General features: G+C 70.7%; 16 protein-coding genes. 5 read left to right on the forward strand and 11 right to left on the reverse strand.

The genetic code is table 11. The annotated features are described in order from the left end of the window. Positions 1–34 precede the first annotated feature (34 nt). Positions 35–376, reverse strand: coding sequence for a hypothetical protein (locus WMF42_RS40880; RefSeq protein WP_437688456.1), 342 nt, complete (start codon positions 374–376; stop codon positions 35–37). Between the two features lie 18 nt (positions 377–394). Continuing rightward, positions 395–1348 carry a LysR family transcriptional regulator gene (locus WMF42_RS40885; protein WP_437688458.1) on the reverse strand — a complete coding sequence of 318 codons (954 nt, stop codon included), beginning with the start codon at positions 1346–1348 and terminating at the stop codon, positions 395–397. A 60-nt stretch (positions 1349–1408) separates the two neighbouring features. Here WMF42_RS40885 and WMF42_RS40890 point away from each other — a divergent pair, with 60 nt between their 5' ends. Then, entirely contained in the window at positions 1409–2119 is a 711-nt protein-coding gene (locus tag WMF42_RS40890) for an SDR family oxidoreductase (protein WP_437688460.1), read from the forward strand. A gap of 180 nt (positions 2120–2299) precedes the next feature. Here the strand turns inward: WMF42_RS40890 and WMF42_RS40895 are convergent, their stop codons facing one another. Together WMF42_RS40895 and WMF42_RS40900 are read right to left on the reverse strand one after the other, a co-directional pair. Then, positions 2300–3991 (reverse strand): right-handed parallel beta-helix repeat-containing protein, encoded by a 1692-nt coding sequence (locus WMF42_RS40895; RefSeq protein WP_437688462.1) that lies wholly within the window; start codon positions 3989–3991, stop codon positions 2300–2302. Positions 3992–4190: 199 nt separating this feature from the next. Continuing rightward, positions 4191–4949, reverse strand: a complete 759-nt coding sequence (locus WMF42_RS40900; RefSeq protein WP_437688464.1) for a helix-turn-helix domain-containing protein — start codon at positions 4947–4949, stop codon at positions 4191–4193. 109 nt (positions 4950–5058) lie between these two features. Here WMF42_RS40900 and WMF42_RS40905 point away from each other — a divergent pair, with 109 nt between their 5' ends. After that, the gene (locus WMF42_RS40905; RefSeq protein ID WP_437688465.1) at positions 5059–5814 is read left to right on the forward strand and encodes an SDR family oxidoreductase; all 756 of its coding nucleotides are present in this window, start codon (positions 5059–5061) and stop codon (positions 5812–5814) included. Positions 5815–5875: 61 nt separating this feature from the next. Here the strand turns inward: WMF42_RS40905 and WMF42_RS40910 are convergent, their stop codons facing one another. From WMF42_RS40910 to WMF42_RS40925, 4 genes are all read right to left on the reverse strand, one after another. After that, positions 5876–7153, reverse strand: coding sequence for an AAA family ATPase (locus WMF42_RS40910; protein WP_437688467.1), 1278 nt, complete (start codon positions 7151–7153; stop codon positions 5876–5878). Continuing rightward, positions 7150–8016, reverse strand: a complete 867-nt coding sequence (locus WMF42_RS40915) for a tetratricopeptide repeat protein (RefSeq protein WP_437688469.1) — start codon at positions 8014–8016, stop codon at positions 7150–7152. Before WMF42_RS40915 ends, WMF42_RS40910 begins: the two co-directional genes overlap by 4 nt. After that, positions 8013–8537 carry a hypothetical protein gene (locus WMF42_RS40920; protein ID WP_437688471.1) on the reverse strand — a complete coding sequence of 175 codons (525 nt, stop codon included), beginning with the start codon at positions 8535–8537 and terminating at the stop codon, positions 8013–8015. The genes WMF42_RS40915 and WMF42_RS40920 overlap by 4 nt, the downstream gene beginning before the upstream one ends. A 181-nt stretch (positions 8538–8718) precedes the next feature. Further along, positions 8719–9603 carry an NAD(P)-dependent oxidoreductase gene (locus tag WMF42_RS40925; RefSeq protein ID WP_437688473.1) on the reverse strand — a complete coding sequence of 295 codons (885 nt, stop codon included), beginning with the start codon at positions 9601–9603 and terminating at the stop codon, positions 8719–8721. 239 nt (positions 9604–9842) lie between these two features. Between WMF42_RS40925 and WMF42_RS40930 the strand changes: the two genes are divergently transcribed. Next, positions 9843–11096, forward strand: coding sequence for a glycoside hydrolase family 5 protein (locus WMF42_RS40930; RefSeq protein WP_437688475.1), 1254 nt, complete (start codon positions 9843–9845; stop codon positions 11094–11096). A gap of 122 nt (positions 11097–11218) precedes the next feature. Here the strand turns inward: WMF42_RS40930 and WMF42_RS40935 are convergent, their stop codons facing one another. After that, complete coding sequence (locus WMF42_RS40935; protein ID WP_437688477.1) at positions 11219–13273, reverse strand: sodium-translocating pyrophosphatase; 2055 nt, start codon at positions 13271–13273, stop codon at positions 11219–11221. Between the two features lie 333 nt (positions 13274–13606). After that, positions 13607–14770 (reverse strand): pyridoxal phosphate-dependent aminotransferase, encoded by a 1164-nt coding sequence (locus tag WMF42_RS40940; protein ID WP_061608073.1) that lies wholly within the window; start codon positions 14768–14770, stop codon positions 13607–13609. An 86-nt stretch (positions 14771–14856) separates the two neighbouring features. Here WMF42_RS40940 and WMF42_RS40945 point away from each other — a divergent pair, with 86 nt between their 5' ends. Further along, positions 14857–15069 carry a hypothetical protein gene (locus tag WMF42_RS40945; RefSeq protein WP_437287249.1) on the forward strand — a complete coding sequence of 71 codons (213 nt, stop codon included), beginning with the start codon at positions 14857–14859 and terminating at the stop codon, positions 15067–15069. A 223-nt stretch (positions 15070–15292) separates the two neighbouring features. Here the strand turns inward: WMF42_RS40945 and WMF42_RS40950 are convergent, their stop codons facing one another. Beyond that, positions 15293–21037, reverse strand: a complete 5745-nt coding sequence (locus WMF42_RS40950) for an nSTAND1 domain-containing NTPase (RefSeq protein WP_437688479.1) — start codon at positions 21035–21037, stop codon at positions 15293–15295. Between the two features lie 1073 nt (positions 21038–22110). On the opposite strand from WMF42_RS40950, the gene WMF42_RS40955 reads away from it, so the two are divergent. Beyond that, positions 22111–23460, forward strand: coding sequence for a glycoside hydrolase family 30 protein (locus tag WMF42_RS40955; protein ID WP_437688481.1), 1350 nt, complete (start codon positions 22111–22113; stop codon positions 23458–23460). Positions 23461–23480 lie beyond the last annotated feature (20 nt).

Genomic DNA, 23480 nt, shown 5'->3' on the forward strand with positions numbered 1-23480 from the left:
GCCGCGGGCCACTTCTCTGAGCGTTTCGTGGGCGTCAAAGGTAAATTTTGAGGTGAACCGGAATGAATGCGGGACGGCCCGTCCTGGGCGTGCGCAGGTGCGCACGCAGTTGCGGCTCGGCGTGCTGGCCGAGCTCGGCGTGCTGGTGAAGGGCGGCGCGGCGCTCGGGGCCGCGAGCCGCGTCGATACGGTCCTTGTCGACAAGACGGGCACGCTCACGGCGGGCCGCCCGCAGCTCGCGGCGGTGAAGGCGCTCGAGCAGGCCTCCCAGGACGAGCTCCTGCGCCTCGTCGGGTCGGCGGAGCTCGGCAGCGAGCACCCCGTCATAAAGGCGCCGCGGCCCCTCCTCCTCGTTCCCGCCCCGCAGCTCGTGCATGGCGGAGGCACCCCCAGATCACCCCACGCCCCGGCGGACCAGGGCCCGCAGGTGCGGCGAGAGCGCGCGGCCCGAGGAGAAGAGGTCCCGGAACCAGCGCTGCGCCGGGTCGTCGTCGTGGCGCTGCGACCACAGGGCCACGACCTGCGCGGCGGGCAGCTCGAAGGGGGGCGCGAAGACCCGCAGCCCGAAGAGCTCGCGGGCGCGCTGGGCGACGCTGCTCGCGATCGTGCAGAGGAGGTCGGAGCTGCGCACGGCGAGGGGCGCGGCCATGAAGTGAGGCAGGCGCAGGGCAACGCGCCTGCTCTTGCCGAGGCGGGCCAGGGCGCGGTCGACGGCGCCGTCGCGGCGGCCCTCGACGCTGACGAGGACGTGGCCGAGCGAGACGTAGGTCTCGAGGTCGAGGCGGCGCTTGATCGCCGGGTGACCCTTGCGGGCCATCACGGCGAAGGGCTCCTCGTAGAGCGGCACGCGGCGGAGGCCAGCGGCGGGCACGGGCTGGGAGGCGCCGATCAGGGCCAGATCGATGTCGCCGACGACGAGCGCGGGGACAACCTCGGGAGAGAACCGCTCGATCTCCAGGCGCACGAAGGGCGCGTGTCTGCCCAGGTGGTCGAGCACGTCAGGGAGGGTCGTGAGCTCGAAGTGGTCGACGGTGGCGATACGGAAGGTGCGCGCCGAGGTGCGCGGATCGAAGGGCTCGGGGGAAGCGAGGGCGCGGCGGAGGTGCTCGAAGGCGGCGGGCAAGGCCGCGCGGAGCTGGAGGGCGCGCGGCGTGGGGGCGAGGCCGCGGCCGAGGGGGGTGAGGAGGGGATCGCCGAAGAGCTCGCGCAGGCGCGCGAGGGAGTGGCTCATCGCCGACTGGCTGACGTGGGCGCGGCGCGCCGCAGCGCTGACGCTGCCCTCGATGAGCAGCGCCTCGAGGGCGGGAAGGAGGTTCAGATTGATGCTGCGGATATCGATCTCGCTCATACCTGATATGAGATACATCCCATTTTCGTCATGGGTCCAGCGACGCATGCTGGGCGGCCTATGAGCGTGAGCGACGTCGAGGTCCTTGTGACGGGGGGTACGGGGTTCATCGGGCGCTGGCTGCTGGCCGAGCTGACCCGGACGAAGGTCGTGGCGGCGCCGGTGCGCCGCGCGCGGCAGCGGGCCGCGGCGCTCGCCGCGTTCGTCGACGCGCACGGCGGCGATTCGCGGCGGCTCCTGGTGGTCGAGGGCGATGTGGAGGAGGCGTCGCTCGGCCTGGCGGACCGCTTCGAGCAGGTGCGCGACGTCTATCACCTGGCTGCGCGCTTCGCCTTCGGGCAGCGAGCGCACCTTCCTGCCGCTGGTGACCGTCGACTACCTGGCGCGCTTCCTGGCGAGCGTGCCCGAGCGCCCCGGGACCGCGGAACAGGACCTCTGCGTCCTCGAGCAAGCGACTCCGCGGCTGCCCGCGCTGGTCCGCGGCATCGCCGCCCACCTGAAGCGCCGCCCCCCGAGAGGTGGGTCCTGCCCCTCGGCCTGGTACGCCTGCTGCCGGAGGCGCTCACCGGCGTGCCGCGAGAGAGCCTGTCGTTCCTCGCCGAGGATGCCCATGACACCCGCGCGGCCGACGCCCACGTCCGCGCGATCGGGCTGGCGATGCCGCCGATCCAGACCAGCGTGGAGCGCTGGTGCGACCACCTGGTAGCGACGCGCTTCGGCGCCGCCCCCGCGGCTGCGCGCCGCCGCGCGCCGGCGTCCTCCGTCGCCTGAGGCGGTCATGCCCCCGCAGGACGGGTCTGCCGATTCCCCTGGACGTCCGGAGGCTTCCAGCGCCGCCGCCGCCGACAGTGCTGTCGCCTTCGGACGCACATGCGGGCAAGAACGCCAGCGCAGCGACGGCTCCACACCACGTGCTTGTCTGGCGTCTCATCTCCATCGTCCTCCTTCGGATCAGAACCTCGATTGCCGGCCGCCATTGCGTCGCGACGTCCTCCGATCGCGGGAGCGCGCGGCGAACGCGGAGGCAAGCGCGACAAACGCGAGCCCGCCGGTACCGGCGGTGGCATCGTCGGAAGTCACGGCGCAAGCGCAGCCCGCCGCGGAGCTGTCGTCTTCCGAGGTCCCTGCGGCTCCGGCGCGGCCCTCCGAGTGACCATCGGTGCCGCCCGTGGCGCCGCCGGTCTCCGGGGAGCCGCCGGTACCCGGAGCGCCACCGGCTGCGCCCATCCCACCGCTGGTGCCGACCGCGCCACCGGACCCGTCGCCACCGCTTCCCTGGGCTGCCGTGCCGCCCATGCCGCCGCCAGCGGTGCCCGAGCCACCGGCGGCGCCACCCGCCCCTGCGGTCGGCCCGGCGCCGAACTCGTGAGCTCCGAGGTCCGGCGCCGATCCGACGAACGGAAGCCCCACGTCCGTGCCTTTGTCGATCAGAGCGCTCCCGGTCTTGAGCTTCATGAACACGCATACGGAGGGGATGCTGCCGTCGGCCTCTCGGGGTCCGGTGCAACCGGCGTCGGACGTGCTCTCGAAGGCCGAGCTCGTCTCCGTGATGTTCAGGTCCCACGTGTTGAACGCGGTGTCGACGCCCCCCATGTTCGAGTTCTTGTTCGGGAAGCCGATGTTGTTCCGCATCTCGTGCGCGAGCGCTCCGGTCAAGATGATCGTCTGGCTGCTATCGTCGGGCGGGCTCGCCAGCATGTTGTACTGGGTTCCATTCTTGTACGCGGTGTTGTTGAGCCAGGTATTGCCGCCCGACGAGTGGTTCGCGTAGAAGCCCGCGGCCTTGTTCTTCCAGGCCACGTTGTTCCGCACGATGTGCCGGATGCCCGTCTTGCTGCTGCCGACCTTGAACCCGTTGCCGTTGCCTTCGCTGCCCCGGCCGTTCGACATGGCGAAGCTGCCCTCGGTGAGGACCGGCACCTCCTGCGAGATGTAGTCGTAGCCATCGTCCGAGTTGTTCCACGCGCGGCACCCCCGGATGATCGTGCCGGGACCCGTCGTCTGGTAATGGACCCCGAAGCCGTCGCCGTTCTGGCCGTCGCCCTGGCTGCCGTTCTGGTCGTAGTTGTCGTGCGAATCGCAGTTGAGGATCAGGTTGCCGCCGTTGCCTCCATCGATGAACAGGCCGGGCCCGAAGGCATGATGGAGGTGGAGCAGCTCGAAGATGTTGTTGCTGGAGCCCTTGGTGCGGAGCAGCGAGTACGAGTGGTCGCCGCTCCTGCCCACCTTGGCGTTGGCGATCTCGAGCCCTCGAAGGTGCATCCAGCTTCCGGTCACCAGGACCACCGGCACGTCGACGGCCCGGTTGCTGGTGGCATACCTCGACGCGTCGAGCACCGGCCTCTCACCTGGGTAGGCCCAGATCTTGGTGCGGTTGGTCTCCGAGGTGCCGCCCCTCGAAAGGACGAGCTGGGTCGTGATTTCGTAGGTGCCGCCGCGCACCCAGATGGTGTCACCGGCGGCGGCGGCGCTGTTCGCCGTGGAGAGGGTGGCGAACGGCTCGTCCATGCTCCCGCGATTGGAGTCGCTGCCGTCCGGCGCCACGTAGTGCTCCGCCGCGCGCGCGTACCCGGTCGCCAGCAGCACGAGAAGGCCCGCGGTCGTCGAGGTCGCCGCCAGAGACTGCTTTCGATTCACGCTCATCAGTGTAGCCTCGCGAGAAAGTGAAGTCGCCGACAAGAAGCGTCCGACCTCCCCTCCCCGTGTACCGGAGCGCTCTCGATCAATCATGGGTCGCTCGACTTCGTCATCGAGGGATCGAGGAGTTCACCTCAGATGGTAAGTTTACGTCGAGAAAGGACGCCGCGGCTCCTCCGCGGTCGTGGGCTCCTGGGGGCTCGCCCTAGGCGCCGCGCGCGTACTGGCCCGGCGTCGTGCCGACGATGCGCCGGAAGTGCCGGTTGAGCTGGCTCTGGTCGTAGAGGCCGACCCGCGGGGCGATGTCGCGCGGCCTCACGCCGGCGACGAGCATCTCCTTCGCGCGCATGATCCGCAGCCGCGTCAGGTACGCGTACGGAGACATGCCGACCTGCGCGCGAAACGCGCGGCACAGGTGGAACTTGTCGAGGCCGGCGTGCGCGGCGAGGTCGTCGAGCGTCACCGGCTCGGCGAGCTGCTCCCGCAGGAGCTCGATCGCGCGGCGCACCGGTCGCGTGTACTCGCACTGCGCGTCGCCGACCGCCGCGAGCGCGTCGATCGCCTCGGCGACCGCCACCTCGAGCTCGAGACGATCGGCGCCGGCGCGCACAGTGTGATGCAGGCGGTGGAACGCCGCGCCCCGCTCGTCACCGGCGGCGAGCTGCGGGTGGACGCAGACCTTGCCGATCACGCGCTCGACCATGGACGCCGAGAACGCGACGCACTGGCCCGTGCCCGGGCCGTCGCGCGAGATGTCGCGGTGCACGTCGCCGGGTCTCAGGATCTGCAACGAGCCAGGGCCGCAGCTCCACACCTTTCCGCGGCACCACCACTCCGAGCGCCCGACCTCGACGCGACCGATCGCGTACATCTCCTTCATGCCGGCGTAGAGCTCGCCGGTCGACCAGCGCGTCACGCGCACGCCGGGCACGGGGACAGCAAGGAGGTCGGCTCGGGTCGCCACGCTCCTATCCTATTACCGGCGTGCCCCCTCGGCTTGGGCATTCTTGGCAGCCCTCTCGACCGCCAAGGATCACCAAGGCAGCGCCCGCGACGGTCGCTATCCAGGGGACATGCAAGACAGACCCGTCGCCCTGGTCACCGGGGCCAACAAAGGTATCGGCCACGCGATCGCGAAGGAGCTCGCGGCGCGCGGCCACACAGTGCTCGTCGGCTCGCGCGACCTCGCGCGCGGAGAGGCCGCGGCCAGGGAGATCACCGGCGATGCGCGCGCCATCGCGCTCGACGTCACGAACGCCGGCTCGATCGCCGCCGCCGCAGCGCGGATCCGCCGCGAGCTCGGCCGGCTCGACGTCCTCGTCAACAACGCTGGCATCGCCAGAGGCCCAGCGCAGAGCGGGGTCACTGTCGACGAGATCGCCGCGAGCGGGAGGCCGAGCGTGGCCTCGCTCGCCGACGTCCGCGACGTGTTCGAGACCAACGTGTTCGGCGTGATCGCCGTGACCCAGGCGATGCTGCCGCTCCTGCGCGAGGCGCCGGCCGGGCGGATCGTCAACGTGTCGAGCCGCCTCGGCTCGATGACATGGCTCAGCGATCCCGCCACGTCGGTCCGCGGCGTCGGCGGCGTCGCGTACAGCCCGTCGAAGAGCGCGCTCAACGCGGTGACGATCGCGTTCGCGCACGAGCTCGCCGGCACCGCCATCAAGGTCAACGCTGTGTGCCCCGGCTACGTCGCCACCGACCTCAACAACCATAGCGGAACGCGCACCGTCGCCGAAGGCGCGCGCGAGCCGGTGCGGCTCGCGCTGCTCGGTCCCGACGGACCGACTGGCACCTTCTCGGACGACGCAGGCCCGATCCCCTGGTGAGGAGTCAGCCTGCGGGGCGCTCGGCCGCCAAGGCCATGGCGCCGGCGGGCGGCGCGGGCGATCAGTCCTTCCAGGCCCTGGCCTCGCGGGACTTCAGGAACAGGGCCACGTCCTTGTACTGCTCGCTCTGGTTGGCGAACTCCACGTAATTCCGGGCGCGCGCCAGCCACTCCAGCGTGGTGGGGCGCTGCGCCTCGAGCGCCGCCTCCACGTGCTTCATCGTGAGCGGCGGCTCCGTGCCGGTGTCGAGCGCCTCCTCGATCACCCGGTCGAACGCCTGCTCCACCAGCGCGCGCAGGTCGGCCCCGCTGAAGAGCGGCGTCAACCGCGCGAGCTTCTTCAGATCGAGCCGCTCCGCAGGCCGGCCCGCGAGGGCGATCTCCAGGACGCTGCGGCGCGCCTCCTCGTCGGGGGGCGGGACGAACACAAGGCGATCGAAGCGCCCGGGCCGCTTGAGCGCGTCGTCGACGTCCCAGGGCGCGTTGGTGGCGCCGAGCACGAGCAGGCCCTTGTTCTCCGAGCCGATGGAGTCGAGCTCCTGGAGGAGCTGATCCACCAGGGGGCGCCCCGCGCCGCCGTGGTGCTTGCGGCGGGCGAAGGCGAGCGCGTCGAGCTCGTCGAGGAACAGCACGCCGGGCGCGTGGGCGCGCGCCTCCTCGAAGGCGTCGTGGAGGTTGCGCTCGCTCACGCCGACGTAGGGGTCGAGGATGTCCTCGATGCGCACGTTGAAGAAGGGCAGATTGCACTCGCCCGCCGTCGCGCGCGCCAGCAGCGTCTTGCCGCAGCCGGGCGGGCCATAAAGGAGGATGCCCCCTCCCGACTTGCGCCCGTATTTCGCGTAGAGCTCGGGGCGCTGCAGCGGGAGGATGATGGCGCGGTGCACCGCCTTCTTCACCTCCTCCAGGCCGCCGATCTCCGCGAAGGTGGCCCGCGCCTCCTCGCCGAGCTTGCGTCGGTCCTGCTGGCGCCCCTCGGCGCCCGCCGCGGCGGCGGCGCGGCCGCTCGACGAATGCACGAGCCGGAGCACGCCCTTCTGGTCGAGCTTCGCGTCGAGCCGCGCCTGCGTCTCGGCGATCCCCTCCACGAGCCCGGCCTTGCGCGCGGCGTCGAGGCATCGCGCCGCGGCCTGCAGGCTGCCGGCCTCGATCGAGAGCCTCGCGGCGTCGAGCAGCGCCTCGCGCGGCAGCTCGCCCGCGTCGAGCAGCGCCTCGTACTGCCGCGCCGCGTCCGCGGGGCGGCCCGCGCCCTGGAGCATCTCGGCGAGCAGGAGCCGGAGCGGGTGGTTGTCGGGAGCGACATCGAGCGCCCTTTCCAGCGCGGTGATCCGGTCCGAGCTCATCGCGATAGACCCATCCAGCGCCGCAGGAGCGGCGGCATGATCCAGCTGTAGAGGCAGTAAGCGAGGTAGGCGAAGCCGAAGAGGCTCGCGGCGGCCCGGTTCCCCGTCGCCCGTAGACCGTAGAAGACAACGATCGCCGCGATCCACACCGGGATGGCCCCGAAGCGCTGCATCGGCCAGAGGGGCCTCATCAGCCGATGCGTGGCGAAGCGGGCCTCACGCGCGGCGTCGGCGAGGTCGTTGTCGCCCGGGTCGAGGCGCGCCGCGGTCCGGAGGTGGCGGCCGGCCTCGTCGACCCGGCCGCCCTCGAGCATCGCCTGGCCGAGGAAGTGGTAGGTGAGCGCGTCGTCGGGATCGGCGGCGAGGCGCGCCTTGCCATGCCGGGCGAGCTCCTCGTCCTTGCCCTGCAGGTAGGCCACGATCATCCGGGCGCGCGCGACGCCGCCCGCCTCGGGATCGATGCGCGCCGCCTCCTCGACGAGCCGCGCCGCCTTGTCCACCTGGCCCGCCTTGGCGACGAGCAAGGCATAGCGGCAGAGCGCGGGGGCGCTCTCCGGCGCGACGCGCAGGCAGCTCAGGATGGCCCGCTCTGCCGCCGCGGCGTCGCCGAGCTGCGCCTCGCAGTCGCAGAGCAGGTAGAGCAGGCGGGGCGACTCCGGCGCGCGCGCGAGGCCCTCGCGCGCGGCGCGCGCGGCCTCGGCGGGCTTGTCGAGCGCGCGGAGCGCGGCGGCGCGCAGCGTCCAGAGCTCGGGGTCCTCGAGATCGGGATCCGCGACCCGCTCGAGCGTCTCGAGCGCGCGCCGCGGCTGGTCGACGTGGAGGTAGTGGCGCGCCAGCGCGACGGCCTGCTCGGCGTCGCTCACGGCTGCGCTCCGGCGGGGAGCGCGGCGAGCCCCGCGAGCACGGCGAACTGGATCGCGAAGCCGGCGAGCATGACGGCGATGCCCGGGATCCAGAGGGAGGCGTGCTGTCCGCCGGCGAACTGGAAGCGCCGGTCGGCGAGCTGCTGAAGGCGGCTGTAGCCGAGGTAAAGCAGCGCGCCGAGGATCTGGTTGGCGAGCCGGATCCCGCGGTAGAAGCCCGGCGCGTCGGCCGACGCCTGGCCGTACGCGGAAAACTGCGCCCAGCTCCAGATGGCCAGGACGGCGGCCAGGGCCGCGAGGCCGAGGAGCAGCATTCGCCGCCGTTGCTCGGCCGGCAGCCGCAGGCGCCCGGCGTTGATCATGCCGAGGAGGAACATGGGCACCACGCCGCCGAGCGCCCCGATCCAGAGCTGGGACCGGAGCCGGAACGGCCGCTTCCCTGGCGCTGCCTGGCCCTCGCCGGCGTCCTGAAGCGTCGGTGTCAGCAGATCATCCGTGGGGCGCTTGTCGGGTCGGTCCACGGACGCAGTCTACCCCACGCGGCCCGGCCTCCGCTGCCCTTGTCGTTGTACCAGGCGACGAAACGCTCGAGCCAGTGGCGTGCCTGCTCGACGGCGCCAAACGGACGGCGTGGGTGCTCGGGCCGGAACTTCAGGGTACGGGAGCGGGCCTCGGCGCAAGGGTCGGACCCTCCACCGCTCGTCAGCCGCGGGTCCGATCCTGGATGGCGTTGAACACGGCGGCCATCTCATCGGCGCCGTGGCCGAGCTGCAATGCCCGCTTGAAATAGGACTGGATGAGCTCCGGGATGCGCCTGTCGACGTTGTTCTCCTGGCTGAGACGGACGATGTGCGCGAGGGCGCCGGCGTGGATGTCCAGCGTGCAGTCGGTCCCCTTGAAATCGCCGGTGGACAGCATGCTCTTGCACATGTCGGCGGTGACCGAGATGAGCGGCATGATCGCCTGAAACCTGGCGAAGTACGCGTCGAGGGGAAACTTCTCCGACGCGCAGATCGCCGCCCCGTGCAGGAACGACAGCGTGGCGCCGTAGAAGCTCTCCAGGAGAGCGCAGTCGAGCGTCGCCGCGGCCCCGATCGGCTCGCCGACGTGGGAGGTGGCCCCGCCGACGACGCGCAGCGTCGCCTCGTGGCGGTCGTAGAGCTCCCTGGGACCCGAGTAGAACACAGGCGTATGCTCACCACCGATGTAACTGGGGTAAGCCAGGATGCACCCGTCCAGGTAGTTGATCCCGACGTCCGCCGCCCACGCCGCCCCGCTGCGAGCATCGTTGGGCGTGCCGCTCGTCAGTTGCACCAGCGTCCGGCCCTTCGCGGCCTCGGCCACGGCGGGCGCGCGGAATACCTGGTCGCTCGCTGCGTAGTCGAGCAGCGAGACGATCGTCATGTCGCTCTCGCTGCATGCCTGCTCGGGCGTCGCCGCCACCTTCGCCTGGCCCTGAAACGGCGCTGCCTTGCCGAGGGTTCGGTTCCACACGGTCACCCGATGACCGGCGTTGATGTAGGCGCGCGCCAGCGCGGCGCCCATCTGACCCAGACCAACGATGGACACGGCCTCTTTGTGCGACATGATCTATCTCCTCTTTGCTGTGATCGCCTCAGGCTGCATTGACTGTCAAGGTGGAATCCCGGCGCGCTGCGGATACCGCCCCACGGCGCCAGGCTCGAAGCGAAGCGGCCTGGACCGCTCCCGGCGGAGATCGATCGCGCTTGGAGCTCCCGGCGGGCTGGGATACCGTCGCCTTCATGCTTTCTCTCCCGGCTTGCCGCTCTGCGGCCACATCATGGTTCAACCTCACGGCACCCTTGTTGGTCCTCGTCGCACTGGGGTGCTCCTCGGAGAGCAACCCGAGCGGGAACGCAGCAAGCAGCGGCGGTGGCTCGACCACCGGTGACGCCTCGACGGGCGGTACGGGCGCCGGGGACGCCTCGACGGGCGGTACGGGCGCCGGTGACGCCTCGACGGGCGGTACGGGCGCGGGGGACGCCTCGACGGGCGGCACGGGCGGAACCGGGGGCTCCGGCGGGACCGGCGGCTCCGCGACGCCGGCGGACGCCGCGGCCATGGTCGCCGACATGGGCATCGGGACCAACATCGGCAACACGCTGGAGAACACCACCGCGTGGGAGACGGGCTGGGGTCAGCCGCTGATCACGCAGGCGTTCATCAACGGCATGGCCAGCCGCGGCATCAAGACGGTGCGCGTGCCCGTCGCCTGGGACACCTACGCGGCCAACGGCACGATCGACGCTGCCAAGATGGCCCGGGTCAAGGAGGTGGTGGGCTGGATCGAGGACGCCGGCATGTACTCGATCGTGAACATCCACTGGGACGGGGGCTGGATCTACAACGAGGGCAACGCCGACGAGTACAGGGCCACCGACGGCGTCAAGGCCAGGTACGCGTCCTACTGGACCCAGATCGCCACGGCCTTCCGCGACTTCGGTCACACGCTGATCCTCGAGGGGATGAACGAGGAGGGGAACTACTGGGTCAACGGCGTTCGCGACGGGGGGACGCCGGACTACGCCGCCCTCAACGAGATGAACCAGATCTTCGTCACCACCGTGCGCGCGCAGGGCGGCTACAACGCGAGCCGCGCCCTGCTCATCTCCGGCTTCGTGACGGACATCGACAGGACCTGCGTGAGCGAGTTCAAGGTGCCGACCGATCCGGCCGGCACGAAGAGCCTGTTCCTCTCGATCCACTACTACACGCCCTACACCTTCTGCGGCCTCGACACGGTGGAGAGCTGGGGCTCGCCCAAGACGACGTGGGGCACGGATCCCGAGAAGGCGGAGCTGAAGAGCCTGTTCGACAGGCTCGGCGCGTTCAGCGCCGAGCGGAGCATCCCGGTCATCCTCGGCGAGTTCGCCGTCACGCCGGGCGAGAGCTACCCCCGTGAGCCGGCGTCGCGGACGCTGTGGATGCGGTCGGTGGTGGAGGCGTCGCTGTCCCGCGGCATCGTCCCCGTGCTGTGGGACACGGGGTCGGAGATCAAGCGCACGGACGGCTCGTTCTCGACGGAGTGGCAGGCCGTCATGGACGCCGCCAACGACTGATCGGCGCCAGGGAAGACCGAACGGCGGGCGGCGCGGCCCCGCCGTCGTCGCGCGCGAGGCCCACAAAACGAGAACGCGGCCCGTGGGGGCCGCGTCCTCGGTCGCCGCGACGACGCGTTCGCTCAGGCGATGAGCGGGGCGATGAGGAGCGACACGACGCCCATCACCTTGATGAGGATCGAGATGCCCGGGCCCGACGTGTCCTTGAAGGGGTCGCCGACTGTGTCGCCGACGACGGCGGCCTTGTGGGCGTCGGAGCCCTTCGCGTGGCCGTCGAGGCCGCCCTTCTCGATGTGCTTCTTGGCGTTGTCCCAGGCGCCGCCGCCGTTCGCCATCATCAGCGAGAGCACCGCGCCGACGACGAGCGCGCCGGCCAGCGTGCCCGCGAGGACCTCGGGGCCGGCCGCGAAGCCGACGACGACCGGCGCGAGCACCGCGATGGCGCCGGGCGCGATCATCTCGCGGATGGCGGCCGACGTGGCGATGTCGACGATGACCTTCGGCTGCGGGTCGACGCCCGGCTTGCCCTCGAGGAGGCCGGGGATCTCGCGGAACTGACGGCGGATCTCCTCGACGATCGCGCCGGCCGCGCGGCCGACGGCGGTCATCGTGAGCGAGCCGACGAGGCAGGGGAGCATCGCGCCGAAGAGGAGCCCCATGAGGACCTTCGCGTCGGTCAGGTAGAGCACGAGCTCCGGGAGGCCCTTCGCGCGGCGGACCGCGTCGACCTCCATGTTGAAGGCCGCGAACAGCGCCACGACGGTGAGCACCGCCGAGCCGATCGCGAAGCCCTTGCCGACGGCCGCGGTGGTGTTGCCGACCGCGTCGAGCTCGTCGGTGATGTCGCGGACCTCCTTGCCGAGGCCGGCCATCTCGGAGATGCCGCCGCCGTTGTCGGCGATCGGGCCGTACGCGTCGACGGTCATGACGATCGCGGTGCCCGCGAGCATGCCGACCGCGGCGAGCGCGATGCCGTAGAGGCCGAGGTAGTGGTTCGAGATCCAGCCCACGGCGCAGAGGGTCATGAGGGGGATCGCGACGCTCTCGAGGCCGACAGCGATGCCGCGGATGACGTTGGTGCCGGGGCCGGTGAGCGAGCTTTGGGCCACCTTGTGGATGGGGCCCATCGACGTGTAGTAGTCGGTCACGAGGCCGACGATGGCGCCGCCCGCCGCGCCGGCAGCGAGGGTGATGACGGCGCCGCCGCTGAAGCCGAGCCCCGGGAGGACGCCGGCCGCCGCGAGGACGACGAGGAACGGCGGGACGATGAGCGCGAGGCGCAGCACCCGGGCCGGCGGCAGGTTCTTGAGCGCGCGCGTGATGAAGATGCCGACGACCGAGACCGCGAGGCCGATCGTCGCGAGCAGCAGCGGCAGCGACACGGCCATCGCGCGGAGCTCCTGCTCGCTCGCCGACGGAGCGAGCGGCTGCAGCCTGGCGATCGGCAGCGTGAGGCCGAGCGCGATCGCGGCGACGACAGCGGCCACGTAGCTCTCGTAGATGTCGGCGCCCATGCCGGCGATGTCGCCGACGTTGTCGCCGACGTTGTCGGCGATGACGCCCGGGTTGCGGGGGTCGTCCTCGGGGATGTTCGCCTCGACCTTGCCGACGATGTCGGCGCCGACGTCGGCGGCCTTCGTGTAGATGCCGCCGCCGATGCGGGCGAAGAGCGCGATCGAGCTCGCCCCGACGGCGAACGAGTGGACGATCGTCGCGAGGTGCTCGTCGTTGCGGAACAGGGCGTAGATGCCGCCCAGGCCGATGAGGCCGAGCCCCGCGACGCAGAGGCCCATGACGGCGCCGCCGTCGAGCGCGGTGACGAGCGCGGTGGCCTTGCCGTGCGCGCGCGCCGCCTCGGCCGTGCGAACGTTGGCGTAGGTCGCGGCCTTCATGCCGAAGAAGCCGGCGACGAGCGACAGGAACGCGCCGGCGGCGAAGGCGCCCGCGGCGAGGAGCCCGAGCGTCGCCGCCAGGAGCGCGAAGACGACGGCGGCGTAGATGGCGAGCACCTTGTACTCGCGCGCGAGGAAGGCCATCGCCCCCTCGCGGACGTAGCGCGCGATGCGCGCCATCGTCTCGTTGCCTTCAGGGGCCTTCTTGACACGCACGTAGAAGGTTCGTGCGACAACGAGCGCGACGGCGCCCGTCAGGAGCGACTGATACGACAATGCATCCACGGGTGATGGTCCTCTCGCCCGCCCCCGGCCGGAGCAAGCGCCGGCTCACTCTTCCGTCCACGACGGCGAATCAAGTGGAAATCGCGATGTTGCGGTTTCCGGGGCCGCCCCGGGCGAAACGGGGCTGGCGTCAGGGGAGCGCGGCGCCCGCAACGTCGGTCCTGCGGGTACCCGCGCCCGCGGGCCGTGACCGTGGCATTGCAAGTTTACAGGCCGGAGGCGCCGCACCCGACGCCACCCGCCGCGCCCGTGGCGTGCCCCGACGCGTTGTCGACATGGGCTCGCGCGTGCGCGCGTGCGCGCGGGAGGCAGCCGGCGGTGACCCCTCGTCGGTCAGCGCGCGCGTTGCCACGCGACGATCCGCGTCACCGCCTCGTCGACCTGCTCGACAGGGGCCGCGAAGGACAGCCGGACGTACCGAGCGCCGCCTGTGCCGTCGAAGTCGGTGCCCGGCGTGAGCGCCACGCCCGTGTCGGCGAGCAGCCGCTCGCACCACGCGACCGAGTCGTCCGTGCCGACGTCGGCGTACAGGTAGAAGGCGCCGTCGGGCGGGGCGACCTCCCAGCCGAGCTCGGGCAGCCGCCGCAGCAGCAGGTCGCGCGCGGCCGCGTAGCCCTCGACCAGCCGGTCCGCCTCGGCGTACGCCTCCGGGGTCAGGGCCGCGAGGGCCGCGTGCTGCGCGAGGGCGGGCGGGCACAGCGCGAGGTTCCCTGCCAGCGCGTCGACAGGCGGGACGAGCTCCGGCGGCAGCACGAGCCACCCCAGGCGCCAGCCCGTCATGGCCCAGTACTTCGAGAAGCTCGAGACGACGATGGCGCCCGCGCCGACGTGGCGCGCGGCCGTCGCCTGGCGCCCGGCCCACGCGCCGTACGTGAGGCCGTGGTAGATCTCGTCGCTCACCAGCCGGACGCCGTGCGCCGCGCACCAGCGCGCGATCGCGTCGAGCTCCGCGGCGTCGATCATGGTGCCCGTCGGGTTCGCCGGGCTGGCCAGGATGAGGCCGTCGAGCTTTCCGCCGTCGTGCGCGGCCATGAGCTGCGACGTTGTCGGCTGGAAGCGGCTCTCCGGGCCGCACGGCAGCTCGACAACCTCGACCCCGAGGGAGCGGAGGATGTTCCGGTACGCCGGGTAGCCCGGGCGAGCGAGCGCCACGCGGTCGCCCGGCTCGAACGCCGCGAGGAACGCGAGCAGGAACCCGCCCGACGACCCGGTGGTGAGGGCGACGCGCGACGGGTCGATGTCCACGCCGTACCAGCGGCCGTAGTGCTCGGCGAGCGCCAGGCGCAGCGCCGGGATGCCGAGCGCCTCGGTGTACCCGAGGTCGCCGCCCGCGAGGAGCGCGGCCGCCCGCTCGCGCACGACGGCGGGCGCCCCTGAGCCCGGCTGGCCCGCGCACAGGCTGATGACCGGCTCCCCCGCCGCGCGCCGCGCGTTGGCGGCGGCGAGCACCTCCATGACAGCGAACGGCGGCACCTGCGAGCGGCGGCTGATCCTCACCGGGCCACCCTGGATCGCGCGAAGCCGTGGTGCAGCGAGCTGCAGCGGGGAGCTATACAGGAGCTGGTCTTCATCAGGTCGAACACATGAGCGTGATTGCGGAGAAGCCCTGGGACTATTGCATCGAATCTCGGGGTGATGAGGTGAAAGCCATCATCCTGAACGGCTCATCGGCCATGTACATCACCGAAGTCTCGCTGTCGGAAGAGGAGATTCGATTGCTGAGGCAGGACAAGAATAACGCGGATCGGATCATCGAGAGGATAAAAAAAGACAGGTCTCGGTCGCCGGCGCGCTGAGCGGGCCCTGCGGCGCCCTCGTCGTCAGACGTCAAGAGCTCGCCCAGCCAGTGCTTGCGCTGGCGCGGGTACGGGCGCCCGTACGGGTCGTGGCCGCAGGCGCCTCGCCGGTGGTCGTCGTCCGGCGAGGGGGCCGAGGTGCCGACCTGTAGCCGCGGCAGGTCGGCCGGTAGCCGGGCGTGGGGTACGCGGGCGACTCGGTGCCATCGACCTGGCTCGCATTCTACTGCGGGGAACGGGAGCCTTTGGAGTCCGGCTGGGGTTCCAGGGCAGCCGCGTGGGCCATCTCGACGCGGCGCAGGCAAGTTTCCCGGTTCGCGCGGGCCATGGCTTCGGGCACCCGAAGGAGCTTGATCCTCCGCTCGACAGGCATGCAGTAGGTGGTTGCGGTCCACAGCTTCGGGTCGTCAACGCCGCGGAGCGGTTCGAGATCGGTCCAAACCCGTACGGATTTGTCGTCGTGCGCGCTGACGATGCGCTTGCCATCGAGGCTGAATGCCACGTCGGTGATCGGGGAGTCGGAGCCGTGAAGGACCAGGGGCTCGCCCGTGCCGTCGGCGTTCCACACCCGTGCGGTCTTGTCATACGACCCGGTGACGATGCGCTTGCCATCGGGGCTGAACGCCGCCCCCAGAACCCATTGCTCGTGGCCACGAAGGACCAGGGGCTCGCCCGCGCCGTCGGCGTTCCACACCCGCGCGGTCTTGTCCCACGACGCAGTGACGATGCGCTTGCCATCGGGGCTGAACGCCGCCGAGAAGACCCGATCCTCGTGACCGCGAAGGACCAGGGGCTCGCCCGTGCCGTCGGCGTTCCACACCCGTGCGGTCTTGTCCAATGACGCAGTGACGATGCGCTTGCCATCGGGGCTGAACGCCGCCGAGTAGACCTCACCCTCGTGACCGCGAAGGACCAGGGGCTCGCCCGTGCCGTCGGCGTTCCACACCCGCGCGGTCTTGTCCAATGACGCAGTGACGATGCGCTTGCCATCGGGGCTGAACGCCGCCGAGTAGACCTCACCCTCGTGACCGCGAAGGACCAGGGGCTCGCCCGTGCCGTCGGCGTTCCACACCCGCGCGGTCTTGTCCCACGACGCAGTGACGATGCGCTTGCCATCGGGGCTGAACACCGCCGAGAAGACCCGATCAGCGTGACCGCGAAGGACCAGGGGCTCGCCCGTGCCGTCGGCGTTCCACACCCATGCGGTCTTGTCATACGACCCGGTGACGATGCGCTTGCCATCAGGGCTGAACGCCGCCGAGAAGATCCGATCCTCGTGACCGCGAAGGACCAGGGGGTCGCCCGTGCCATCGGCGTTCCACACCCGCGCGGTCTTGTCCAATGACGCAGTGACGATGCGCTTGCCATCGGGGCTGAACGCCGCCGAGTCGACCAAATTCTCGTGACCGCGAAGGACCAGGGGGTCGCCCGTGCCGTCGGCGTTCCACACCCGCGCGGTGTTGTCATACGACCCGGTGACGATGCGCTTGCCATCGGGGCTGAACGCCGCCGAGTAGACTCCATCTTTGTGGCCTCGAAGGACCAGGGGCTCGCCCGTGCCGTCGGCGTTCCACACCCGCGCGGTGTTGTCATACGACCCGGTGACGATGCGCTTGCCATCGGGGCTGAACGCCGCCGAGTAGACCCGATCCTCGTGACCGCGAAGGACCAGGGGCTTGCCCGTGCCGTCGGCGTTCCACACCCGCGCGGTCTTGTCCCACGCCGCAGTGACGATGCGCTCGCCATCGGGGCTGAACGCCGCCGAGTAGACCCGATCCTCGTGACCGCGAAGGACCAGGGGCTTGCCCGTGCCGTCGGCGTTCCACTCCCGCGCGGTGTCGTCCCACGACGCAGTGACGATGCGCTTGCCATCGGGGCTGAACGCCGCCGAGATGACCCGCTCCTCATGACCGCGAAGGACCAGGGGCTCGCCCGTGCCGTCGGCGTTCCACACCCGCGCGGTCTTGTCAGACGACCCGGTGACGATACGCTTGCCGTCAGGACTGAACGCCGCCGAGAAGACGAGATCGTCGTGACCGCGAAGGACCAGGGGCTCGCCCGTGCCGTCGGCGTTCCACACCCGTGCGGTCTTGTCCAACGACCCGGTGACAACGCGCTGGCCGTCGGGGCTATAGCTCGCGAACAAGACCGCATCCGGATGGCTGAGCACCGCGCGAGCGACCCCGCCGTACAGCGCCGAGCGGGCGAGGACGTCCCACCCTCGCGGCACGTCGGGCGGCTCGACTTCGCGCAAGATCGCGAGTGCGCTCGTGGGATCGGCCTGCAGCTCACGCGCCGTGACCATGCTGGTGGCGTTGCGCGCTTGCAGTGCCTCCGCCTGCGCACGCCTCGCCCGCTGGTCGGCGCGCGCGGTCAGGTACGACACCATGAGCGCGATCGCCGTGAGCGCAGCGATCGCGCCCGTGACGATGTGCCAGCGAATGCGGCGCGTGCGCTGGGCGAACGCCACGACGGCGAGCACATAGCGCTCTTCGCGTTTGCCGTGGCCGAAGCGCCACTCATCGCCCTGCGTAGCGCGGCGGTGCTTGAGCCACGCCCGGGCGTCCTCGGCGGCGCGATCGCGCCAGAGCAAGCCATCAGCCTGACCGCTTGCCTCCCACTGCTCAGCCGCGGCGCGTAGCCTGGCCAGGAACTGCGCGTCCTGCTCGTTCTCGGCGAACCACTGCTTGAGCTTCGCCCACCTCTCGATCAGGGATTCGTGGACCAGCTCCACAATCGCGCCCTCGCGCTCGACGCCGGTCTCGATGAGCAGGAGCCGCGCGCCGGCCAGGTGCTGGACCACCTGCGCGATCGCATCGCCAGCGCTGCCCGCGCCGTCCGGCGCGATCTCGCGGAGCTCGTCCAGGCTCACCACCGCGCGCGTGCGCTCGGGCGTGACCAGGCGCAGGAGCACCGCCCGGGCCAGCCGCTGCTCGCGCAATGGAAGCGCCGAGAGCACCGCATCCGCGTGAGCGGACAGGGCACCGGCGACGCCGCCGAGCTGCTCGTAGCTGTCTCGGGTCAAAAGCCGGTGCTCGCGATCGCGCGCCTCCCACAGCTTCGTGGCCGTGAACTGCAAAAGCGGCAAGGGGCTGCGGGTCCTCTCGAGTGTGCCCAGCATGTGCTCGATGATCTCCGCGGCCTCGAAGCGATATCCGGCCGCCTCGAGCGGCCGCGTCAAGGCTTCGCGCAGGCCGTCGCGCCCCATGGGCGGCAGGAACCAGAGCCCGCGGATCACGTCGACCATGAACTCGCGATCATCAGCCACACGATCGAGGAAGTCCGAGCGGATGGCGAGCAGGACGCGCAGGGGCGACGAGGCGTCGTCGGCCGCACCTTCCAGGCAGGCGACGAACACCGCCCATTCCTCCGAAGACGCACCCAGCGTGTAGAGCTCCTCGAACTGATCGACGAAGAGCACGATGCGGTGCCTGTTGCCGCCACGGCGGCACCGCGCGCGCAGCCGGGCACCCAGATAGCCTGGCTGGGTGCGCAGGGTGGCGACCAGCCCGTCGTGATCGGGGATCTCGGGCGCGTCCGTCGTTGCCCCAGCTCCCGCCGCCGCCCGGTTCGCGGCCTCCGCCTCGGCGACCTGCACGAGCACATCGACGAGCGCGGACAGGGGGCGGCGGCCCGGGCGCAGGACGAACGCTTCCCAGCGGTCCCCGGATGCCTTCAACGCCGGGATCACGCCCGCGCGCACGATCGATGATTTGCCCGCTCCGGAAGGCCCGGCGACGGCCAGGAGCGGCTGGTTGCGCAGCCGTGCCGCCAGGGCAGCAATGTCGCGATCGCGGCCGAAGAAGAGCGCCGCGTCCGCCTCCTGAAATGGGGACAGTCCGGCGAATGGGCTCTCCTCATCGCCCAACTGGGGCGTCCTTCGGCCAGGCAGGAGCGCTTCGAGCTCGGCGAGCAGCTCCCGGGCCGAGCCGATGCGCTCGTCTTTGCTCTTCCTCAAGCAACGGTCGACGAGCGCGCCAAGCGCCTCCAATTCTGGGCGGCTCTCGCTCAGGCTGGGCATGGGAACATTGAAATCGACGATGGCCGAGAGCCGTGCGAACGAGAATGGGTCCAGCGGGTGCTTCCCTGTGAGCAGCTCGTAGAGCATGATGCCGACGGCCCAGAGGTCGGTGCGATGATCGACGCCACCGCCCAGCAGTTGCTCGGGCGACATGTACCGGGGTGTGCCGAGGGGCGCACTTTTCCGAGGCTGGCCAGCGCCACCGGCGAGCGCTGCCCGCGTGCCCGTGATCGTCGCGACCCTTCTGGCCTCCATCTGCTTGGCGATGCCGAAATCCAGCACCTTGATGCAGCCGGCGTGATCCAGGAGGACGTTTTCCGGCTTCAGATCGCGGTGTACGATCCCGAGCTCATGCGCGCAGACCAGCGCGCGAACGACAGGAATCATGTGCTGGATCACGACGTCGGGCACCGGTGGGCCGGGCGGCGTGTGGGCACCGGGGGACTCGTGCGCGCTCTGGTGCTCGCGCTGGTGCATCCATCTGCGCAGCGTGGGACCCTTGATGTATTCGAGCACGAGGTACGGGTATCCACGAATCTCATCCACATCGTAGATGACCACGATGTTCTCGTGCCGGCAGCGCGCCGTGGCCCGCGCCTCGGCGAGGAATCGCTCGATCCCACGCCCGCTGTACTTGAGGAGGAACTTGATCGCGACCAGGCGACCAAGCCTCGGGTCGCGGGCCAGATACACGACGCTCATGCCGCCCTGGCCCAGCTTGCGGATGATCTCGTAATGCTTGATCGTGCTGCCGGCGGCTGGAAGCAGGGGGTCCACGAGAGGCTCCGCCAGCTTCGCCGCAGCCTCCGGGGGAGCGGGCATGCCTCCCTGCGCTCCCTCGTCGGGAATCGCGCTTCCCGCGTGTTCAGCGAGAGGTGTGTGGGCGAACGCGAGCGTGCGCTCTTCAACGGAAGTGACGGAAGCTCTGGACGAGCTCATGTACGCCGGCGGCCGCGGCGCCGGGCTTGCGGCGTCCCGGTTCCCCTCTTCCCGCGCGCCCCGGCCCTCCTCTCGCCTCATCTCGGCGTCCGTCGGCGCGTCTGGTTTGATGAGGTCCTCCCGGCGGAGCCCATCCACCTGGCAGGCATCGAGCTCGCGCAGGAGGTCGTCGGCCGTGACGGCGCGCGCCGCGACATCTTCGTTCGTCGCGTGCCGCAATATCGCGCCGAGCGGATGCTCGAGCAGCGCGGCAGGGACCCGCGCCGGCTCGCGGTCCTCCCGCAGAACACCCCCTGCCTCCGGCGGGCTGCTGCAGCCCGTACGCCTGCCCGTGAGGCACTCGAGAAACACGAGTCCCCAGGCGTACAGGTCCGAGCGCGCCGTCGGCGGGAAGCCCCGAAGCTGCTCCGGCGCTGCGTAAGACGGAAAGCCCAGGAGCATCTCCCTGCCGTGGGCGAGGGCGTCGGCCTGGCCGGCGCGCGCGCTCGCGGCGAACGCGCCGAAGCCGAAGTCGAGCACCAGCGCGTTCCGCAGTGCCCCCGCGGGCGCTACCATCACGTGGGTCGGCCTGATGTCCCCGTGGACGATGCCGTGCCGGTGCGCGAAGCCCAGCGCATCCAGAACCCGCAGCATCAGGTGCCGCGCTTCCGGCGGCTCGAGTGCGCCCTGCTCGGCCAGCAGTTCGGCCAAACTCTGCCCGTGCACGAACTCGAAGACGGCATACAGCTTCCCGTCGTCCCCTCGCCCGGACGCGATGATCCGGACGATGCTGGGATGCTGGAGACGCGCGCAGACGCGCATTCCCCGTAAAAACCGCACGCCGTAGCGCCGCACCAGGTCCGCTGGGTCTCCGTCCCGGACCAGGCGTACGACCTTGAGGACGACCGGCTGCCCGCTCGCGATCTCCCGCCCTTTGTAGGCATCAGCGATGCTGCCCTCCCGGAGCAACGAGACGATCTCATAGCGGCTCTGGAACACCGTCCCTGGAGCGAGGGTCTCCCGGCTCATTGCAGCTCCTCCGGTCGCTGCCGCATCGCACAGCAGCTTCGGGCGGGCGGCCCGCATCACGGGGGCCATGTGGCGACCCCGACGGTCGAGCCCGTCCAGCGCCTGGCGAGAGAGCTCGACGATGTGGGGCCGGCCCGATGCTCGGGCAGTCAGCCTTGCTGCCCCATCGTTCCTATGGAGCCATCCCCGCCCATCGTCCAACGCCAGCATGCCGCCAGCGGACCGGGCTCGGCGCGTGGCACCGGACGGGCATGGTGGCTCGGCGCTGCGAGCTCAGGTGCCGCCGGACGCCCGCTCACGGACCCGAGCTCGCGAGGCGATCGAGGAGCTCGGTGAGGAGGTACCGCTCGTCCGGGGTGAGGACCGCGGCATCGTCGAGCGAGGTCCGCTGCGCGATCGCCGTCTCCGCGGCGCCGGGACGACCCGTGAGCGGCTGGGCGGAGATTCCTTACACAATCTGGTCCCTGGGAAAAACGAATTACAATAACAGCTTATCCATGCATTGAGGCGGCCGCCTTGAGCGGCCTGCTATCCATGCACCAAAGGGGCCGCCTTCACGCCACAGCCTGCGGGGTCGAGGAATGGGCGAGCATCTCGCCTCCGCTTCTCGAGCGGTCTGAGCGGAAGGTGAAGGTCCGTTGCAATCTTGCGCCCCGAGCGCCATGCCCTCTCTGTCGGAGGCACTTTTCGGGTGCAGAAGCCGCTGCCCGTTCGACGAGACTCCGGTAATGAGAAAGTCCTGAGGCCACGGCGATCCCGCACGCGCCTCGCTGGAGTGGCAGCACGTCGTCATGCGCAAGACAGCACCCCCCGAAGCCGCACGCACCTGCCTGAGCATTCGAGCCCTCGTCGCGTCGCTCGCCGCGCTCGCCGTGGCCGTGTCGTGCTCCCCGAGCGATCCGAGCCCTTCCGTGGATGCCGCGGCAGCGGGGAGCGGCAGCCAGGGGGGAAGCGGCGGCGAGGGGGGAAGCGGAGGCAGCGCGGGAGGCAGCGCGACCACGGGCTCGGGCCGCGGATCGTCGAGCGCCGGCGCGACGGGTGGGAGCGGGGGCTCACCGAGCGAGCCACGCCCCGTGGTGACCGCCGCTCCGGGCACGGAGCTCGTCAGGATCGACACGGACGTGCTCCACCAACCGTTCGAGGGCTGGGGAACGAGCCTGTGCTGGTGGGCCCATCACGTGGGCGGGTGGGCCGAAGCCAGGCGCAATGCCGTGGTCGACGCTGTCGTCGATCCGGTGAGCGGCCTCGGCTACAACATCTTCCGCTACAACATCGGTGGAGGGGAGAACCCGTCGCACGAGCACATGGAGAAGCATCGCGAGATGCCGGGGTTCCAGGGCGCCGACGGGGCCTTCACGTGGGAGAACGACGCCAACCAGCGCGCCGTCCTCCTGCGCATCGCGGCGCGCGGAAAGGATTTGATCTTCGAGGCGTTCTCCAACTCTCCCCCGTACTGGATGACGAACAGCGGCTGCGCCTCGGGCAGCGGGAACGGCGGAGACAACCTCAAGGCCGACCACTACGACGACTTCGCCCACTACCTCACGGAGGTCGTGCGTCACTACAGGGACGAGCACGCGATCACCTTCCGCACGCTGGAGCCGCTGAACGAACCTCAGGCGAACTGGTGGAAATCGAACGGATCCCAGGAAGGTTGCCACTTCGACAGGGCGAGCCAGGAGAAGATCATCCAGGAGGTGGCCAAGCAGCTCGCCAGCAAGGGCCTCGGCGACACGGTTGTCAGCGCGTCGGACGAGAACAGCATGGATGACGCCCTCCGGAACCTCGGCGCATTCGGCGCGGAGACGCTCGCCGCTTTCCAGCAGATCAACGTCCACTCCTACGCGGGCAGCCAGCGCAAGGAGCTCCGGGGGCTCGCGACCGAGCTCGGCAAGCGGCTGTGGCAATCGGAGTCGGGGCCGCTCGGGCAGAGCCTGAGCGACGACACGGACGCGGCGCTGTTCATGGCGGAGCGCATCATCCGGGACCTGCGTGACCTGAAGCCGGAGGCCTGGGTGGACTGGCAGTCGGGCGATCCGTCGCGGAGCTGGGCGAGCTTCACGCTGAACGACAGGGATCAGACGTACACGCCCATCAAGCGTTTTTACATGCACGCCGGCTTCAGCCGGTACATCCGACCCGGTGCCACCTTCGTCGAGGTCGACAGCGAGGACATGGTGGCGGCGGTCAGCGCCGACGGGGGCTCTCTCACGCTCGTGGTCCGCAACGGCGACCGCGACGCGAGCCGCGGCTACACGCTCGATCTCACCCGGCTCCCCACGGTCGGCCTCGCGGCGGAAGCGCACCGCACCTCGCGCACCGAGGACCTCGAGCGGCTCCCCGACATGGCGATCGAGGACTATCGCCTGGTGGTCACTGCGCCGGCCTTTTCCATCACCACGTTCGTCATCCCGATGCCCTGATTCCCCTGGAGCGACACCCA

Origin of the sequence: Sorangium sp. So ce176 (genome assembly GCF_051519835.1) — a bacterium.
GTDB lineage: Bacteria > Myxococcota_A > Polyangia > Polyangiales > Polyangiaceae > Sorangium > Sorangium cellulosum_G.

Coding starts and splice junctions, on each gene's coding strand:
- WMF42_RS40880 (WP_437688456.1), bottom strand. CDS start 376: ATGCACGAGCTGCGGGGCGGGAACGAGGAGGAGGGGCCGCGGCGCCTT.
- WMF42_RS40885 (WP_437688458.1), bottom strand. CDS start 1,348: ATGAGCGAGATCGATATCCGCAGCATCAATCTGAACCTCCTTCCCGCC.
- WMF42_RS40890 (WP_437688460.1), top strand. CDS start 1,409: ATGAGCGTGAGCGACGTCGAGGTCCTTGTGACGGGGGGTACGGGGTTC.
- WMF42_RS40895 (WP_437688462.1), bottom strand. CDS start 3,991: ATGAGCGTGAATCGAAAGCAGTCTCTGGCGGCGACCTCGACGACCGCG.
- WMF42_RS40905 (WP_437688465.1), top strand. CDS start 5,059: ATGCAAGACAGACCCGTCGCCCTGGTCACCGGGGCCAACAAAGGTATC.
- WMF42_RS40910 (WP_437688467.1), bottom strand. CDS start 7,153: ATGAGCTCGGACCGGATCACCGCGCTGGAAAGGGCGCTCGATGTCGCT.
- WMF42_RS40925 (WP_437688473.1), bottom strand. CDS start 9,603: ATGTCGCACAAAGAGGCCGTGTCCATCGTTGGTCTGGGTCAGATGGGC.
- WMF42_RS40945 (WP_437287249.1), top strand. CDS start 14,857: ATGAGCGTGATTGCGGAGAAGCCCTGGGACTATTGCATCGAATCTCGG.
- WMF42_RS40950 (WP_437688479.1), bottom strand. CDS start 21,037: ATGAGCCGGGAGACCCTCGCTCCAGGGACGGTGTTCCAGAGCCGCTAT.